The sequence below is a fragment of the Haloferax sp. ATCC BAA-644 genome (assembly GCF_000336975.1).
Lineage (GTDB): Archaea > Halobacteriota > Halobacteria > Halobacteriales > Haloferacaceae > Haloferax > Haloferax volcanii.
Genome location: NZ_AOLF01000013.1, coordinates 447559 through 463628 on the forward strand (window position 1 = coordinate 447559; position 16070 = coordinate 463628).

At 68.3% G+C, this 16070-nt stretch carries 18 protein-coding genes; 5 read left to right on the plus strand and 13 right to left on the minus strand.

Annotation, left to right across the window (positions count from 1 at the left end; all coding sequences use genetic code 11):
• Window positions 1–94 precede the first annotated feature (94 nt).
• From C458_RS06070 to mce, 7 genes are all read right to left on the minus strand, one after another.
• Window positions 95–1429: a glutamate-5-semialdehyde dehydrogenase gene (locus C458_RS06070; RefSeq protein WP_008574096.1), complete on the minus strand. Its 1335-nt coding sequence runs from the start codon at window positions 1427–1429 to the stop codon at window positions 95–97.
• Entirely contained in the window at window positions 1422–2300 is an 879-nt protein-coding gene (proB, locus tag C458_RS06075) for a glutamate 5-kinase (protein WP_008574097.1), read from the minus strand. Before proB ends, C458_RS06070 begins: the two co-directional genes overlap by 8 nt.
• A complete protein-coding gene (gene proC, locus C458_RS06080) occupies window positions 2293–3066 on the minus strand; it encodes a pyrroline-5-carboxylate reductase (RefSeq protein WP_008578258.1) in 774 nt (257 codons plus the stop codon). Before proC ends, proB begins: the two co-directional genes overlap by 8 nt.
• Window positions 3067–3171: 105 nt before the next feature.
• The gene (locus tag C458_RS06085) at window positions 3172–4323 is read right to left on the minus strand and encodes an acyl-CoA dehydrogenase family protein (RefSeq protein WP_008574098.1); all 1152 of its coding nucleotides are present in this window, start codon (window positions 4321–4323) and stop codon (window positions 3172–3174) included.
• Window positions 4324–4413: 90 nt separating this feature from the next.
• The gene (locus C458_RS06090) at window positions 4414–6075 is read right to left on the minus strand and encodes a long-chain fatty acid--CoA ligase (RefSeq protein WP_008574099.1); all 1662 of its coding nucleotides are present in this window, start codon (window positions 6073–6075) and stop codon (window positions 4414–4416) included.
• A gap of 92 nt (window positions 6076–6167) precedes the next feature.
• Window positions 6168–8102 (minus strand): o-succinylbenzoate--CoA ligase, encoded by a 1935-nt coding sequence (gene menE, locus C458_RS06095; protein WP_008574100.1) that lies wholly within the window; start codon window positions 8100–8102, stop codon window positions 6168–6170.
• Window positions 8103–8105: 3 nt separating this feature from the next.
• A complete protein-coding gene (gene mce / locus C458_RS06100) occupies window positions 8106–8489 on the minus strand; it encodes a methylmalonyl-CoA epimerase (protein WP_008574101.1) in 384 nt (127 codons plus the stop codon).
• 54 nt (window positions 8490–8543) lie between these two features.
• Between mce and C458_RS06105 the strand changes: the two genes are divergently transcribed.
• Window positions 8544–8918, plus strand: coding sequence for a YbjQ family protein (locus C458_RS06105; protein WP_008574102.1), 375 nt, complete (start codon window positions 8544–8546; stop codon window positions 8916–8918).
• Between the two features lie 7 nt (window positions 8919–8925).
• Window positions 8926–9261: a hypothetical protein gene (locus C458_RS06110; protein ID WP_008574110.1), complete on the plus strand. Its 336-nt coding sequence runs from the start codon at window positions 8926–8928 to the stop codon at window positions 9259–9261.
• A 154-nt stretch (window positions 9262–9415) separates the two neighbouring features.
• Here C458_RS06110 and C458_RS18695 read toward each other — a convergent pair whose 3' ends face one another.
• Window positions 9416–9700, minus strand: coding sequence for a hypothetical protein (locus C458_RS18695; RefSeq protein WP_239638771.1), 285 nt, complete (start codon window positions 9698–9700; stop codon window positions 9416–9418).
• Between the two features lie 299 nt (window positions 9701–9999).
• Complete coding sequence (locus C458_RS06120) at window positions 10000–11676, minus strand: methylmalonyl-CoA mutase (protein ID WP_008574118.1); 1677 nt, start codon at window positions 11674–11676, stop codon at window positions 10000–10002.
• Window positions 11677–11832: 156 nt separating this feature from the next.
• On the opposite strand from C458_RS06120, the gene C458_RS06125 reads away from it, so the two are divergent.
• From C458_RS06125 to C458_RS06135, 3 genes are all read left to right on the plus strand, one after another.
• Window positions 11833–12501 carry an O-methyltransferase gene (locus C458_RS06125; RefSeq protein WP_008574120.1) on the plus strand — a complete coding sequence of 223 codons (669 nt, stop codon included), beginning with the start codon at window positions 11833–11835 and terminating at the stop codon, window positions 12499–12501.
• Between the two features lie 82 nt (window positions 12502–12583).
• Complete coding sequence (locus C458_RS06130; RefSeq protein ID WP_081603263.1) at window positions 12584–12976, plus strand: nascent polypeptide-associated complex protein; 393 nt, start codon at window positions 12584–12586, stop codon at window positions 12974–12976.
• Window positions 12973–13698, plus strand: a complete 726-nt coding sequence (locus tag C458_RS06135; protein ID WP_008574124.1) for a methyltransferase domain-containing protein — start codon at window positions 12973–12975, stop codon at window positions 13696–13698. Before C458_RS06130 ends, C458_RS06135 begins: the two co-directional genes overlap by 4 nt.
• 48 nt (window positions 13699–13746) lie before the next feature.
• Here the strand turns inward: C458_RS06135 and C458_RS06140 are convergent, their stop codons facing one another.
• The 4 genes from C458_RS06140 to C458_RS06155 form a co-directional block, all read right to left on the minus strand.
• Window positions 13747–14385, minus strand: a complete 639-nt coding sequence (locus C458_RS06140) for a DUF6517 family protein (RefSeq protein ID WP_008574126.1) — start codon at window positions 14383–14385, stop codon at window positions 13747–13749.
• 40 nt (window positions 14386–14425) lie between these two features.
• Window positions 14426–14746 (minus strand): transcription factor S, encoded by a 321-nt coding sequence (locus tag C458_RS06145; protein WP_008574128.1) that lies wholly within the window; start codon window positions 14744–14746, stop codon window positions 14426–14428.
• A gap of 93 nt (window positions 14747–14839) precedes the next feature.
• Window positions 14840–15097 (minus strand): hypothetical protein, encoded by a 258-nt coding sequence (locus C458_RS06150; RefSeq protein ID WP_008574130.1) that lies wholly within the window; start codon window positions 15095–15097, stop codon window positions 14840–14842.
• A 118-nt stretch (window positions 15098–15215) separates the two neighbouring features.
• Window positions 15216–15989 (minus strand): enoyl-CoA hydratase/isomerase family protein, encoded by a 774-nt coding sequence (locus C458_RS06155; protein ID WP_008574132.1) that lies wholly within the window; start codon window positions 15987–15989, stop codon window positions 15216–15218.
• Window positions 15990–16070: the final 81 nt, after the last annotated feature.

Consider the following 16070-nt stretch of genomic DNA (forward strand, 5'->3'; position numbering starts at 1 on the left):
CGGCCGAAAGCGACTCTACCGGAGAGGCGACTGTCAGGGATATAGTTCTGTTTGCCGCGAAAACCGGATCCGAACCGCCGGACCGCCGGACCGGTTAGTCCCGACGGCTTCGGTGGCCGGGGTTCCAGTCGGCGTCGAGCACCTCGTGGGTGAAGGGGACGGCGTCCTCGCCGGCGTAGGTGGCGACCAACTGGCCGTCGCCTTCGAGGTAGTATTTGTAGGTCGTCAGCCCTTCGAGGCCGACCGGGCCGCGGGCGTGAATCTTGCCCGTCGAGATGCCCACCTCCGCGCCGAGGCCGTAGCGGTAGCCGTCGGCAAAGCGGGTCGAGGCGTTGTGGAAGACGCTGGCGGCGTCGACGCCGGTCATGAACGTCTCCGCGCGCTCGGCGTCGTCGGTGACGATGGACTCGGTGTGTTTCGAGCCGTGGGCGTTGATGTGATCGACCGCGTCGTACAGGTCCGAGACGACCTTGACGGAGAGTTCGAGGTCGCCGTACTCGGTGTCCCAGTCGTCGCCGGTCGCGGGGTCGATATCGACGTGTTCGCGGGTCGCCTCGTCGCCGCGGAGGACGACGCCCTCGTCGCGGTAGCGCTCGACGACCGCCGGCAGGAAGTCGGCGGCGACCGCCTCGTCGACGAGGAGCGTCTCGACGGCGTTGCAGACCGCGGGGTACTGCACCTTCGCGTCGAGGGCGATGTCTTCGGCCATGTCGAGGTCGGCCGCCTCGTCGACGTAGACGTGGCAGATGCCCTCGGTGTGGCCGAGGACGGGAATCTGGGTGTTGTCCTGGATGTAGCTGACGAACTCCGAGGAGCCGCGGGGCATCACGAGGTCGACCATGTCGTCGAGTTCGAGCAGGCGGTCGACCTCCTCGTGGGCCTCGATGAGCGTCGCCCAGCCGTCCGGCAGCTCCTCGGTGGCGGACAGAATCGTCTCGTACAGCACGCGGTTCGACTCGCTGGCCTCGCTGCCGCCCTTGAGGATGACGGCGTTGCCGGATTTCAGCGCCAGCGCGGCGATTTGGACGAGCGCGTCGGGCCGCGACTCGAAGATGGTCGCGACGACGCCGATGGGGACCGAGAGCTTGTAGAGTTCGAGGCCCGCGTCCAGTTCGCGCGCCTCCAGCGTCTCGCCGAGGGGGTCGTCCTGCTCGGAGACGGACTCGACCATCCCGGCGATGTCGTCCAGCTTCGCCTCGTCGAGTTTGAGGCGGTCCACGAGCGCCTGCGTGTACTCGCCGTCCGCGAGCATTGCCTCGGCCTCCGCGACGTCCTCGCGGTTGGCCGCGAGAATCGCCTCGCTGTTGTCGCGGATGGCGTCCGCGATGGCTCCGAGCGCGGCGTCGCGGTCGGCCGCGTCGACGTTGGCGAGGCGGAGCGCCGCCGACTGTGCCCGTTCGACCTGCGCGGTCGTGTCTCGCTCAGTCATCGAGTTCACCATCGAGGGGGAGGAACATTGTTCCCACCGATTCGCGCTCGGCTAGCTTCGCTAACACGTCGGGTTCGGTCGACCGCGCGATGACGGCGGGGATGCCGTACTCGGCGGCGTCGCGCGCGCCGCGGACCTTCGTCTGGATGCCGCCGAAGCCGCCGGTCGAACTCGCGGTGACGATGTCCTCCACGTCGCTGTAATTGTCGCCGACGACTTCGATGCGCTCGGCGTCGGAGTCCTCCTTCGGATTGCCGGTGTAGACGCCGCCCACGTCGGTGAGCGTCACGAGCAGGTCGACGCCGATACCGACCGCGATGTCCGACGAAATCATGTCGTTGTCTCCGATTTGGAGCTCTTCGGTGGCGACCGCGTCGTTCTCGTTGATGATGGGCACGACGCCCCACTCCAGAAGCGTCTCGACCGTGTTCCGGAAGTTGGTGAAGCGCTCGGGGTTCTCCAGGTCGTGCTGGGTGATGAGTATCTGGGCGACCTTCCGGTCGTAGCGCTCGAAGCTCTCGGTGTAGCGGTGCATGAGCAGGCTCTGGCCGACCGTCGACAGCGCCTGCGACGCTTCGAGAGTGTCGCGGTCCGCCGTGGGGTGGTCGAGCCGTCCGATGCCGGCTCCGACCGCGCCCGAGGAGACGAGCAGCACTTCCTTGCCGCGCGAGAGCAGCGACTCGATGTCGTCGACGAGCTTGTCGAGTTTGTCGTCGTCGAGGTTGGAGTCGTCGTCGGTCAGTGAGTTGGTGCCGGCCTTGACGATGACGCGGTCCGCCTCGGCGGCGGCCTCGCGGGCGGCGGCGACCGCATCGGGGTCGGCAGCCGCAGTCGACTCGGACGCCCCCGTCGTCTCGCTCAGTTCACTCATCAGCGAACTCCTCCGCGAGTTCCTTCGACCGGCGCTCGGCCGCGACGACCGCCTCGGTGACGGCGTCGTCGGCGTCGCTGTCCCAGAGGACCTCCATCCCCTCGATGGTCGTCCCGTTCGGCGAGCAGACCGCGTCGATGAGTTCGTCGGCGGTGCGGTCGTCCTGCACGACGGTCTCGGCCGCGCCCTTGAACGTCTGGGCGGCGAGAATCTCGGCGTCTTCCTCGGAGAGTCCGCCCGCGATACCGGCCTGCGTGACGGCCTCGATGAGATAGAAGACGAAGGCCGGGCCGCTCCCGTTGACCGCGGTTGCGATGTCCATCTGGGACTCTTCGACCTCGACGAACTCCCCCACGTCCGAGAGGAGTTCGCGGACCTCGTCGGTCAGGTCGCCGGTCGCCGCCGCCGCCATGTCGCGGGTCTCGGCGGCGAGGTTCGGCATGATGCGGACGACGCGGGCGTCGGTGTGCGCCTCGACGAACGCGGTCGGGACGCCCGCGGCGATGGTGACGAGAGTCTGGTCGGGTGACAAATCGAGTTCCGAGAGGACGGCCTCGACGATGTCGGGCTTGACCGCGACGAACACCACGTCGGCGTCGGCCGCGCGCGACACGTCGTCCGTCGTCTCTTCACAGTAGTCGGCGACCGCGGCGAGGGCGTCGGGGTCGAGGTCGCAGGCGACGACCGAGTGGCCGCCCGCCTTCCAGAGCCCGGTGAGGAGGGCGCTCCCCATGTTTCCGCAGCCGATAACGCTCGTGCGTACCATTGGTGCTGACTCAAGGTACGACGCTCAGATAGTAACTGCGTTCCGGTCAAGCCATGCCAAACCGGAAAACGAGTTGTCAGTTCCGGGGGCTGTGCCGGGGACTGCTCACAGTCCGCCCTGCCGGTAGATGAGGTTGCGTTGAATCTCGTTTGCGCCCTCGTAGATGACCGGGATGCGCGCGTCGCGGTAGACCCGCGAAATCTTGTACTCGTTGAGGACCGACCGGCCGCCGTGGAGCTGCATGCCACGCTCGGCCACGTCGACCGCCGTCTCGGTCGATTTCGTCTTCGTTGCGGCCGCCCAGAAGCCGGCGTCCTCGCCGTTCGCGACCTTCTCGGCGGCGCGCCAGTTGAGCGCGCGGGCCGCCTCGAACTCCATGCGCATATCGGCGAGGATGTGCTGGACCGCTTGGAACTCCGAGACGCTGCGCCCGAACGCCTGCCGGTCGTGGACGAACTCCCACGTCTCCTCGATGGCGGCGGCCGCGAGGCCGAGGCTGTGGCCGCCGACGATGACGCGGCCGTGGTTGAAGAAGTCCGCGAGCATGTAGAAGCCGCCGCCCTCGGTGCCGATGAGGTTCTCCTCGGGCACCTCGCAGTCGTCGAAGACGATGTGGCCCTGCTTGGAGGCGCGCATGCCCATCTTCTCGGGGATGTGTTCCGCCTCGTAGCCGGGCGTGTCGGTCGGCACGACGAACATCGAGTAGTTCGAGTAGCGGTCGTCGGTGTCGGCGGTCTTGGCGTACACCGTCAGCCAGTCGGCCTCGACGGCGTTGCCGACCCAGTACTTCTCGCCGTTGAGGACGTAGCCGTCGTCGGTCTTCTCGGCGGTCGTCTCCATGCCGGCCATGTCGGAGCCGGTCTGCGGCTCGGAGACCGCGAGCCCCGAAAGCTGCTCGTTTTCAGCGACCGGGCGGAGCCACGTCTCTTTCTGTTCTTCGCTGCCGTAGTGCTCCATAATCTCGCAGCCGAACGAGGCGAGTTGGAGCGTCAGCGCGATGCCGGCGTCGGCGCGGTAGAACTCCTCGGAGATGGCGAGCATCTGCTGGAGGTCGAAGCCCTTGCCGCCGTACTCCTCGGAGATATCCTGGGCGACGAGCCCCGCGTCCATCCCCGCTTGGAGCACCTCGTGGGGGTACTCGCCGGACTCGTAGTAGTCCGCCGCGACCGGTTCGATGTGCGCCTCTGCGAACTCGCGGGCCTCCTGCTTGAGGTCGCGGGCGTGTTCGGGCACGATGGAGTCGTCGAGAAGTTCCATACCACGCCATGGAATCGTACAGTAAAAATAGGCATGGAACCAGTCTAAACTTCAAACTTGTTTTTTGTTAAAATGTCCGTTGCCCGACGCTCATTCGTCCGACGGAGCCTCCGAATCGGGCGTCTTGCCCTCGACGAGCGACGAGTCGTCGTACTGGTCGCGGAGCACCTTCTTGTCGAACTTGCCGGTCGCGGTCTTCGGCACCTCGTCGATGAACACGACCTCGTCGGGGGCCCACCACTTCGGGAACTCGTCTTCGACGCGCGCGACGAGGTCGGCCTTGAGCGCGTCCTCGTCGACACCGCCCTTCGGGACGATAAAGGCCACGGGGCGCTCCTGCCAGCGTTCGTGGGGGACGCCGATGACGGTCGCCTCGGCCACGTCGTCGTGGGCCATGATGCTGTTTTCGAGTTCGAGCGACGAAATCCACTCCCCGCCGGATTTGATGACATCTTTCGCCCGATCGACGATTTGGACGTAGCCGTCTTCGTCCACCGTGACCACGTCGCCGGTCTTCAGCCAGCCATCCTCGTAGTCCTCCTCGTTGGCGTCGGGGCGCTCGAAGTACTCGGTCGTCACCCACGGGCCGCGGACCCACAGCTCGCCGAACTCCTCGCCGTCCCACGGGACCTCGTTCCCGTCGTCGTCGACGACGCGCATCTCCAGTCCCGGCGCGAGCAGGCCCTGCTTGGCGCGCTTTTCGTACTGCGCTTCGGCGGGGAGGTCCTCCATCCCCGGCTTGAGGTGGGCGACGGTGCCGACCGGCGACATCTCCGTCATGCCCCACGCGTGGAGCACGTCCACGTCGTACTCCTCGTCGAACCGCCGGATGACCGATTTGGGCGCGGCCGACCCGCCGATGATGATGCGTTCGAGCGAGGAGATGTCCGCGTCGTGCTCGTCGAGGTAGTCGAGCAGGCCGAGCCACACCGTGGGCACGCCCGCGGTCATCGTCACGCCCTCCTCTTCGATGAGTGTCGCGAGGTCCTCGGGCGTCGGAGACGGGCCGGGGTAGACGTGTTTCGCGCCCGCCGCGGTCGTCGAAAACGGCAGGCCCCACGCGTTGACGTGGAACATCGGGACGACCGGCATGATGACGTCTTTCGCGCCGATGTCGAGGCCGGACTCGGGGAGCGTCGCCATCGTGTGCGCCCACAGCATCTGCTGGGAGTACTCGACGCCTTTCGGCTGGCCCGTCGTCCCCGAGGTGTAACACATCCCCGCCGGCTGGTCCTCCGGGAGGTCCGGCCAGTCGTACTCGCCGGGGTGGTCAGCGATGAACGACTCGTAGTCCGTCACCGGGGACAGGCCCACGTCGTCCGGTACCTCGGAGGCCATCACGACGAACTGTTCGACGGAGGCGAAGGCGTCCTCGTCGGCCGCGCCGGCGAGTTTCGGCGCGAGCGACGGGTCCACGAAGACGATGCGGTCTTTCGCGTTCTCGACGATGTACTGGATGTGGTGGTCGGGCAGAAGCGGGTTGATGGTGTGCAACTGCGCGCCCATCGAGGGGACCCCGAAGTACGTCTCGAAATGGCGGTTGTGGTTCCAGCAGAACGTGGCCACCCGGTCGCCGTCCCCGATGCCGGCGTCCGAAAGCGCCCCCGCGAGCCGTGCCACGCGACCCTCGTACTCCGCGTACGTGTAGCGTTCCAGCCCTTCGGCGGTCCGAGAGACGATTTCGCGGTCCGGATAGAGCTTGCCCGCGCGCCACAGAAACGGCCGAAGTGTCTGGTTGGTAGCACCTACCATAGTGTCCTCTTGTGGTAAAACGTAATGATTGTTTGGAAACGACTCGGCGTGGTGCGGGCTGTGGATTCGGCGTCACCCGCGGGCGCGTTCACTCACTCGTCGCGGTCGGGAACGAACTCATCACCACGGTCGCCGCCGTCGGTATCGCCGGCGTCGGCGTCTCCGTTGTCGGTGTCGCCTTCCGCGCGCTCGGCGTCGCCGCGTTCGGCTCCGTCGACGCTCGCTTCACTATCGCCCTCGGCTTCGTCGCGGTCGGCGTCTCCGACGGCCGCGTCGTCTCCGGCGTCGTCCTCGGCCTCGTCGATGACGTCCCCGTCGGTGTCGTTCGCGGGCGTCGCCTCGCCGGAGTCGGTCTCGGCTTCGACGGATGTGTCGTCGTCACCGGCATCGTCGTCGGTGTCGTCGTAATCGGTCGCGCGCCCCGGTTCGGCCTCCGCGACGGGCTCGGCCGCGGCCAGTCGCTCGCGGACCGCCTCGCGGTCGACGGTCCCCGAGACGGTCCGCGGGAGTTCGTCCGCGGTCGCGACCAGTCGCGGGCATTTGAACCCGGCGAGTCGCTCGCGGCAGAAGTCGTCGAGGTCGTCGTCGTCCGGTGGGTTCTCCGGGTCCGCGGGAACGACGAGGGCGGCGACGCGCTCGCCCCACTCGGCGTCGGGGACGCCGAGCACGGTGGCGTCGTCCACGTCGGGGTGGTCCCGCAGGACCGCCGCGACCTCGCCGGGGTCGACGTTCTCGCCGCCGGTGATGATTCGGTCGTCCTTCCGGTTCAGGACGTACAGGAGACCGTCGTCGTCGCGGGAGCCGATGTCGCCGGTTCGGAGGCCGGCGTCGGTGAACGCCTCGGCGGTCGCCTCGGGGTTCCGGTAGTAGCCGGGCGAGACGGTCGGCCCCGACACGACGAGTTCGCCCGGCGTGCCGGGTTCGACGGGGGTTCCGTCCTCGTCGACGACCCGGAGGTCGGTGAAGTAGAGCGGCCGCCCGACGGTCCCCACGTCGTCGAACGCCTCCCGCGGGGTCGCCGTGGCGACCTGCGAGGCGGTCTCGGTCATGCCGTAGGTCGGGTGGACCGGCACCGAGTAGTTTCGACAGCGCTCGATGAGTTCGTCGGGAGCGGGCGCGCCGCCGAGGAGCACCACGCGAAGCGAGTCCGAGAGCGTCCCCCTGCTGTCGAGCATCCGCGTGAGCATCGTCGGCACGAGCGAGACGCCCGTCACGTCGTACTTGCCGATGTCGTCGGCCGCGCCGCCGGCGTCGAACCCCTCGCGGAGGACGACGGTCGTCCCGTACAGCGGGCCGCGGAGAATCGGGCCGATGCCGCCCATGTGGTGCAACGAGAGCGTGACGAGCCAGCGGTCGTCGCGCGAGACGCCGAGTCGGAACGCCCCGGCGACGGCGTTGGCGAGCAGGTTGCCCATGGTGAGCCGCACGGCCTTCGGGGTCCCGGTCGTCCCCGAGGTGAAAAGCAGGAGCATCGTCTCCGAGAGCGACCAGCCCGCGGGCTCGACCCGCTTGGGCGCGATAGACGAGAGGTTGATGACGCCCTCCCAGCGCGGGTCGTCCACGGAGACGACGGGCACGTCGGTCGTCGCCTCGACCGCCGTCGACTCGGTGGACTCGCCGCAGACGAGCGTCGTCACGTCCGCGAGTTCGACGTTGCGACCGATTTCGTCGGCGGTGAGTCGGTCGCCGAGGGGCACGAGCACCGCCCCGAGCCGCGTCGCGGCGTGGATGAGTCGGACGTAGTCGATGCCGGGGGTCAAGACGACGCCGAGGTGGTCGCCGGCCTCGACGCCGAGGGCGGCGAGCTGGCCGGCGGTCTCGTCCACGAGCGCGTCGAGTTCGCGGAAGGTCCACGAGTCGCCGGTCGCAGCGTGGATGAGCGCCTGTCGGTCGGGTGTCGCGGCGACCCGATGGGAGAGCCAGTCGCGCATCGGCCCGGCGAACCCGCGGGCGTCGGCGGCGGTTGCGTCGTCCTCGGTCGACTCGGAGTCGTCGCCACCGGCCGCGTCGTCGGGAGCGCCCGTCATCGCTCAGTGCGAGACGAACTCCACGAGGACGCCGCCAGTGGACTTGGGGTGCAGGAAGGCGACCTCGTGGCCCCACGCGCCGGGGCGCGGTTCCTCGTCGATGCGGTCGATACCGGCGGCCTCGGCGGTCCGGAGCGCGCCCTCGATGTCGTCGGTTTCGACGGCGACGTGGTGGATGCCGCCGCCGCGCTTGTCGAGGAACTTCGAGATAGCACCCTCCTCGTGGGGTTCGAGCAGTTCGAAGTAGCCGTTTTCGAGTTCGAGAAAGACGACCGACATGCCGTCGAACGTCTCCTCGTGGGCCACGGGCGCGTCGAACAGCTCCGCGAACAGCGCGGCCAGCCCGGCGGCGTCGGGGGTGGCGATTCCGACGTGGTCGAAATGCATGCCTCCAGTTCGTCGGGCGCAACGGATAAACCCAGACGGTTCGATACTCCTGTCATGATAGTAACTACAACGGAGTCGGTCGTCGGCCGCGACATCGAGGAGACGCTGGGAGCAGTCCGCGGGAACACGATTCGCGCCCGCAACGTCGGCCGCGACATCACGCAGGGGCTCCGCAACATCGTCGGCGGCGAACTCAAGTCCTACACCGGGCTGATGGCCGAGGCGCGCGACGAGGCGACAGACCGGATGGTGGCGGAGGCGGAGGCGATGGGTGCCGACGCCGTCGTCGGCGTCCGGTACGTGACCGCCGAAGTGGCCCAAGGAGCGGCCGAGATTCTGGCCTACGGGACCGCCGTCACACTCGGCGGCGGCACCGCCCCCGACGCCGACGCGGAATCGGCGTCCGAATCGAACGCCGACGTGGCGTGAGTCGACGATGACGCCGACCCGACGCGCCGACCGCGACCCGCGGCGGCTCGCACGCGGGGTCGTCCGGCTCGCCACCGACCGGACCACGCTCGCCGCCTTCGCCGCGCTCGCGGCCGTGTGGGCGGTCGGCTTCTTCGGCGTGGTGCCGATAGAAATCTGGGTCGTCGATTATCCCGCGTTGGTGGCCGCCTTCTTCTTCGACACGCTCGCGGCCAACGAGTTCGGCGTCCGCGAGACGGCGGTGTTCTACCCGGCGCTCGCCGTCTTCGGCTACCTCCAAGCGATGCTCGTCGTGACGGTCGCTCGGGCGCTTCGGCGTCGATTCGTCGAATCCGGGGAGTGACGGGAGCGGAGCGAAACGAGTCGGGGACGAGAAGAGCGCGAGCGCGGAGGGGCGCGTCAAGAGCGGGACGCGCGGGGCGAGCGGGCGTGGGGATGCGAGGGCGCGAAATCGTGCAGGCGGGGTCGGCGTGGAGTTCACGTCGTCAGGTCGGGCCTCAGTCGCGGGCGGTCCGGGCGACCGTGACCTCGACGGGGACGCCGGGCACGTCGACCGTCAGCATCGAGCGGTCGGCCCGGGTGACGACGACGCGGGCGACGGCGACGATGGCGACGACGGTGACGGCGACCGCGAGCGACGCCACGGGGTAGGTGACGACCGCGACGACCGCGGCCATCGAGGTGAGCAGGACGGCCTGCGTCGCCAGCGAGGGCGCGGGCCGGTGATGCGAGGGGTGGTAGTCGGAGCCGGTACGACTGTCTCTGGAGCGTTGTCGTGACATTCGTCTGGTGAGGGGGACAATCGGATGCGATACCGGGGGCTCTCCGGTCGAAGAGCCCCGCAACGCGACGGCCGCCGCTCGAACGTCGAGCGACTGGTGGCGCGAACCTCGCGCCGACTGACGGCGACCGGGCGTGTGACGGGTTTAGAATGCGATAAGCGGCATCATAAGCCTCGATTGTGGCCACTCGGGGGGTGACAATAAAACTGGTCATCCGGGCGAAAGTATAATTTATGTGTCTCTTTGACACGGGCCGGGGAGGTCGCCGGCGCTGGTCGTTCGGGCGTCGCGGGGGCGGCTCAGGCCATGCCGGGTTCGTACTCGCCGAACTCCTCGCGGAGGACGCCGCATATCTCGCCCACCGTCGCGTAGGCCTTGACCGCCGTGACGATGAGCGGGAGGAGGTTCTCGTCGCCGTTCGCGGCGGCGCGGATGTCTTCCAAGGCGGCCTCGACGGCCGCCTCGTCGCGGTCGTCCTTCCGGGCGTCGAGCGACTCGACCTGCTTTTGCTCTTCTTCCTCGGAGACCTCTTGGACCTCGACGGTCGGCTCCTCGTCCACTTGGTACTCGTTGACGCCGACGATGACGCGCTCACCCTCCTCTATCTCGCGTTGGCGCTCGTAGGCCACGTCCTGAATCTCCCGCTGGACCCACTGGTTCTTGACGGCGTCGAGCATCCCGCCGCGGTCGTCCACCTCGTCGAGCAGGTCGAACGCCTCGTCTTCGATGTCGTCGGTCAGCGCCTCGACGTAGTAGCTGCCAGCCAGCGGGTCGATGGTGTCGGCCGCGCCCGACTCGTGGGCGAGAATCTGCTGGGTGCGGAGCGCCGTCCGCACCGACTTCTCGGTCGGCAGCGACAGCGCCTCGTCTTTCCCGTTGGTGTGCAGCGACTGCGTGCCGCCGAGGACGGCCGCAAGCGCCTGATAGGCGACCCGGACGACGTTGTTCTCGACCTGCTGGGCGGTGAGCGTCGACCCGCCGGTCTGGGTGTGGAACTTCAACTGCATCGACTTCGGGTTCTCCGCGCCGAAGCGCTCTTCCATGATTTTCGCCCACATCCGCCGGGCGGCGCGGAACTTCGCCACCTCTTCGAGGATGTTGTTGTGGGCGTTGAAGAAGAAGGACAGCTGCGGGGCGAACTCGTCCACGTCGAGGCCGGCGTCAACCGCGGCCTGCACGTACTGGATGCCGTTGCCGAGAGTGAACGCGACCTCTTGGGCGGCGGTCGACCCGGCCTCGCGGATGTGGTAGCCCGAGATGGAGATGGTGTTGAACTTCGGCGTCTCCGCCGCGCAGAACTCGAAGATGTCCGTGATGAGCCGCATCGACGGCTCCGGCGGGAAGATGTAGAGGTTCCGCGCGATGTACTCCTTCATGATGTCGTTCTGGATGGTTCCGCGAAGCTCCTCGCGGGGGACGCCCTGCTTATCGCCGAGGGCGACGTACATCGCCAGCAACACGGCCGCCGGGGCGTTGATGGTCATCGACGTGGAGACCTCGCCGAGGTCGATGCCGTCGAACACCGTCTCCATGTCGTGGAGGCTGTCGATGGCGACGCCCGACTTCCCGACCTCGCCGGCGGCCATCGTCGCGTCGGAGTCGTAGCCCATCTGCGTCGGCAGGTCGAACGCGAGCGACAGCCCCGACGAGCCGTTGTCGATGAGGTAGCGAAACCGCTCGTTGGTCTCGGCGGCCGTCCCGAAGCCCGCGTACTGCCGCATCGTCCAGAGCCGCCCGCGGTGCATCGTCGGATACACCCCGCGCGTGTAGGGCTTTTCGCCCGGGAAGCCAACGTCCTCGTCGTAGTCCACGTCGGCGTCGTCCGGGGTGTAGAGCCGCTTGACGACGTTGCCGCCCGTGTCGGTCGTGAACTCCTCTTTCCGCTCCCCGAAGCGGTCGAGCGTCGGCCCCAGCGTCTCGTCTTCCCACTCGGCTTTCGCCTCCCGAATCTCTTCGAGCTCGTCGGGATCAAACATGGTCGAAGATGCGGTTTGTCCCTACTTAAGCGTACGCGGGTCGGCGGATATCGGTCGCTGTCTCCGGCCGTGAGCGCGCGACCGAGAGCGTGACGGCGTCCCCGCGAACGCGGCCGCGGCGACCGATTTTATGTCGCTCGCGCGCCCTGCTTCGCCATGGACATCCTGACCGACGAGACGCGGCGGTTCCTCGCGGCGACCGCGCCCGAACACGACGCGGTGCAGGCCGAGATGGCCGCCTACGCCGACGAGCACGGCTTTCCCATCATCGGCCCCGAGGCGGGCGGCGTCCTCCGCGTCCTCGCGCACCTCGCGGACGCGACGCGGCTGTTCGAGTTCGGCTCCGGCTTCGGCTACTCCGCGACGTGGTTCGCGGAGGGGATGGCCGACGACGCCGAGCTCTACCTGACCGAACACGACGCCCACGAACTCGACATGGCGCGGGACTTTCTCGACCGGGCCGGCCTCGCCGGCCGGACGACGTTCCTCGAAGGCGACGCGCTCGACCTGTTCGAGGGCGTCGACGGCGAGTTCGACCTCGTGTTGTTGGACCACCAGAAACACCGCTACGCCGAGGCGTTCGACCTCGCCTCCGACCGCGTCGCGGTCGGCGGAGTCGTCGTCGCTGACAACGTGATGCGCGGCCCGGTCGATTTCGGCGCGCTCACCGACTGGAGCGAAGGCCGGGCCGAGGCCCTCGACGGAGCCGACGCCGACACCCGCGGCATCGCGGCGTTCCTCGACGCGGTGCGGGCCGACCCGCGATACGAGACCATCGTCCTCCCGGTCGGCAGCGGCCTCGCGGTCAGCACGCGGGTCGAGTGAGCCCGCGACCGCCGGGACGCGCGCCGACCGCCGCGCACCGACGTTCGCCACGCTTTTGAGCGCCCACCCCGACCGTTCGGGTATGTTTGGAGGCGGCGGGATGAACCCGCGAAAGATGAAGCAGATGATGAAGCAGATGGGCATCGACGTGACGGAGCTCGATGCCGAGGAAGTCGTCATCAAGACGGGCGACGAGGAGCTCGTCTTCAGCGACGCGCAGGTCACGCGCATGGACGCGCAGGGCCAGGAGACCTATCAAATCGTCGGCGAGCCCGAGACGCGCGAACTCGGTGCCGGCGACGACGGCGGCGACGAGTCCGTTGAGTCCGTTGAGTCCGCCGAGGCAGCCGACGCCATCCCGGCCGACGACGTGGCTATCGTGGCCCAGCGCGCCGGCGTCCCCGAGGACGAGGCCCGCGAAGCGCTGGAGGCCGAAGACGGCGACCTCGCCGCGGCCATCTCGCGACTGGAGTGATACTCCTCGTCCACGGCGACCGGGAGTACCTCCGGGCGCCCGGCGACGAGCTGCACACCGACCTCGGGATGCTCACCGTCCCCGAGGACGTGGAAGCCGGCCAGACGCTCGAAACCCACATCGGCGAGGAGTTCCTCGTCCGCGAGCCGCGCGGCCCGGACCTCTTCAACCACTTCGAGCGCACCGGCGCGCCGATGATGCCGCGCGACATCGGCCTCATCGTCGGCCACACGGGTATCGCGGCCGGCGAGCGGGTCCTCGACGCGGGCACCGGCACGGGCGTCCTCTCGGCGTACCTCGGCCGCCTCGGCGTCGACGTGACGACGTTCGAACGCGACGCCGAGTTCGCGGACGTGGCTCGCGAGAACATGCGTCTCGCGGGCGTCGAACAGCGCGTCGACGTTCGAACCGGCGACATCACCGACGAACTCGACGACCTCGCGGACTCGGGGTTCGACGCGCTCACGCTCGACACCGAGAACGCGCCCGAGGTCGTCCGCCACGCGCCCGACCTGCTCGTGACCGGCGGCTACGTCGCCGTCTACTCCCCGTTCGTGGAGGGCACGCGCGCGGCCGTCGAAGCCGCCAGAGAGGCGGGCCTCTCGGACGTGGAGACGTTCGAGACGATTCAGCGACAGATGGACTTCAACGACCGCGGGTCGCGCCCCTCGACCGCCGGCGTCGGCCACACCGGCTACCTCGTCTTCGCCCGCAACGAGTGAGCGAGTCCGACGCAGTCGGGCCACGCTTTTTGGCCCGTTCGCGTCCCCTCACCCGACGCGGCGAATCACGCGAAACAGCTCTTCTCTGAACCGCTCCGGGTCGATTGCCTCGCGGAGCGCCGCCGCCGTCTCCGCATCGCCGCCGCGGACCTCGCGGGGGTACGCCCCGCCGGTCAGGAGGAACTCGCCGTCGACCGGCGTTACCGCGAGGTAGGCGTCGGCCGCGAGTTCGACCCCGGCGAGTTCGACGGTCGCGGCGTAGCGAATCACGTCGGCCTCGGCTTCGGTCTCCGCGTCGTTGCTTCGGTCGTCATCGTCCCGGGCGTCATCGCGCTGGCCGCCGCCGACTCGCACCCGGAGCGTCCGCGACTCGACGCGCCGAACGTCGGAAAAGCCGCGGGCTTCGAGGCGCGACCGGAATCCGGCGCTCGCGCGCTTGCCGACGAGTTTCGTCAGCGACTTCGACGGCGGCGCCCGCGGGCGGATTTCGAGACGGCTGGCGAACAGAAAGCGCCACGGGCCGTCGGCGGTCGCCGGCACGCGCTCGCGGATGGCGGCGTCCTCGTAGACGACCGTCCGGGCGACGACGCTGACGGGACCGAGTTCGAACGGGCGGTCGGTCGCGTCGTCGACGCGGACCCAGCCCTCGAGCGGCGGGAGCGTCGGCGGGGCGAGCGCGTCGGGCATACCCCGCGTTACGGACGGAGGGCTGAAAAAGGCGAGTCGCTCAGTGGTCGTCTTCGCGCCACTTGTGGTCGCACTCGACGCAGGTGAAAAAGCGCGTCTCGGACTCGTCGGCCGAGCGAATCTGCTTCATCTCGTAGCGCGCCACGTCGTGGCCGCACTTCGGGCAGATGGCCTTCGTCGTCGGGCCGATGTCGGCGTTGTCCACGTCGGACATGTCGACGACCTCGCTGGACTCTTGGCCCTCGGTCGTGACCATCGACTTCTCCTTTTCGCTGTCGCGGGCTTTCTCGTGGCCGTTCGGACAGACCCAGACGCCGTCTTGCGGCGTCATCAGGGACCCGCAGTCGTCGCAAAACTCCATGATAGTACGTCCTACCGCTTGAGGGACTTAAGCGTCAGGATTGCGCCGCGCTCGCGGGGTGAGCGCTGAAAAAAGTCGGCGCGAAACGGCGGTTCAGGCGTCGCCGTCGGACTGCCCCGGCTCGCCGAGCGCCTCGATGGGCATCGCGTTGTTCAGTTCGTAGTACAGGTCCTTCGCGTCGGAGAACTCGCTCGTGAGGCAGTTCCGCACTAACTCACCGAGGTCGGCGTTCCCGTCGGCCATGAGCACCGTCACACCGTCGAGAGAAGTCGCGGCGTCCCGGCGCGAGACCGGGTACGACAGGTCTTCGAGGAGGGATTCGACGCGGGCGAGCGTGATTGATTCTTGCACGATTATTCATTATACATAGGGCGTATTAGCAGTTGTAGGAGCCGTGCTAGCACGGCTATGCGGGAGAATCGGTGACTCGAATCGACCGAATTGACCGGGCAAGAGTTCTCTATCGGTTCTATTCGAAGTCGGGGTCGCGCTTGTCGAGGAACGCCTCCATCCCCTCGCGCTGGTCGTGGGTGCCGAACAGGCCGCTCCAGACGCGGGCTTCGAAGTCGAGCGCGGCGTCCCGCGGCGCGTCGTGGGACATGTTGATGGCGGCTTTCGCGCCCGCGAGGGCGTGCCGCGGCTTCGACGCGAGGTCGGCGGCGAGGTCTTCGACGTGCGAGTCGAGCTGGTCGTGGGCGACGACCTCGCCGACGATACCGTACTCGTGGGCGTCGCTGGCGTCGATGCGCTCGCCGAAGAAGATGAGCCGCCGCGCGACTTCGTCGCCGACGAGCGCCGGCAGGCGGACGCTCCCACCCCACCCGGGCGTGATGCCGAGGTCGATTTCGGTCTGGCCGAGCAGCGCGCGCTCGGAGGCGACCCGGAGGTCGCACGCCAGCGCGAGTTCCATGCCGCCGCCGAAGGCGTAGCCGTTGATGGCCGCGACGGTCGGCGCGGGGAACTCCTCCAAGCGCGTCGCGATGCGGTGGCCCTGCTCGGCGTAGTTCTGCGCGGCGGGCGTCCCGATGTCCTTCATGTAGCTGATGTCCGCGCCCGCGATGAACGCCTTGTCGCCCGCGCCGGTGAGGACGACCACCCGCGCGCCGCCGTCTTCGGCCTCGTCGAGGGCGTCTTCGAGCGCGTCGAGCGTATCCGCGTTGAGCGAGTTCATCTGCTCGGGGCGGTCGATGGTGATGGTCGCCACGTCGCCGTCCCAGTCGAGTCGGAGGGTGTCCCAGCTCATACTCGGGGCGACGCGAGGCACAGGGATAATAATTAACGTTCGCCGGTCGCGCCGAAGAATCCAGAACAACGTTATAGCCCC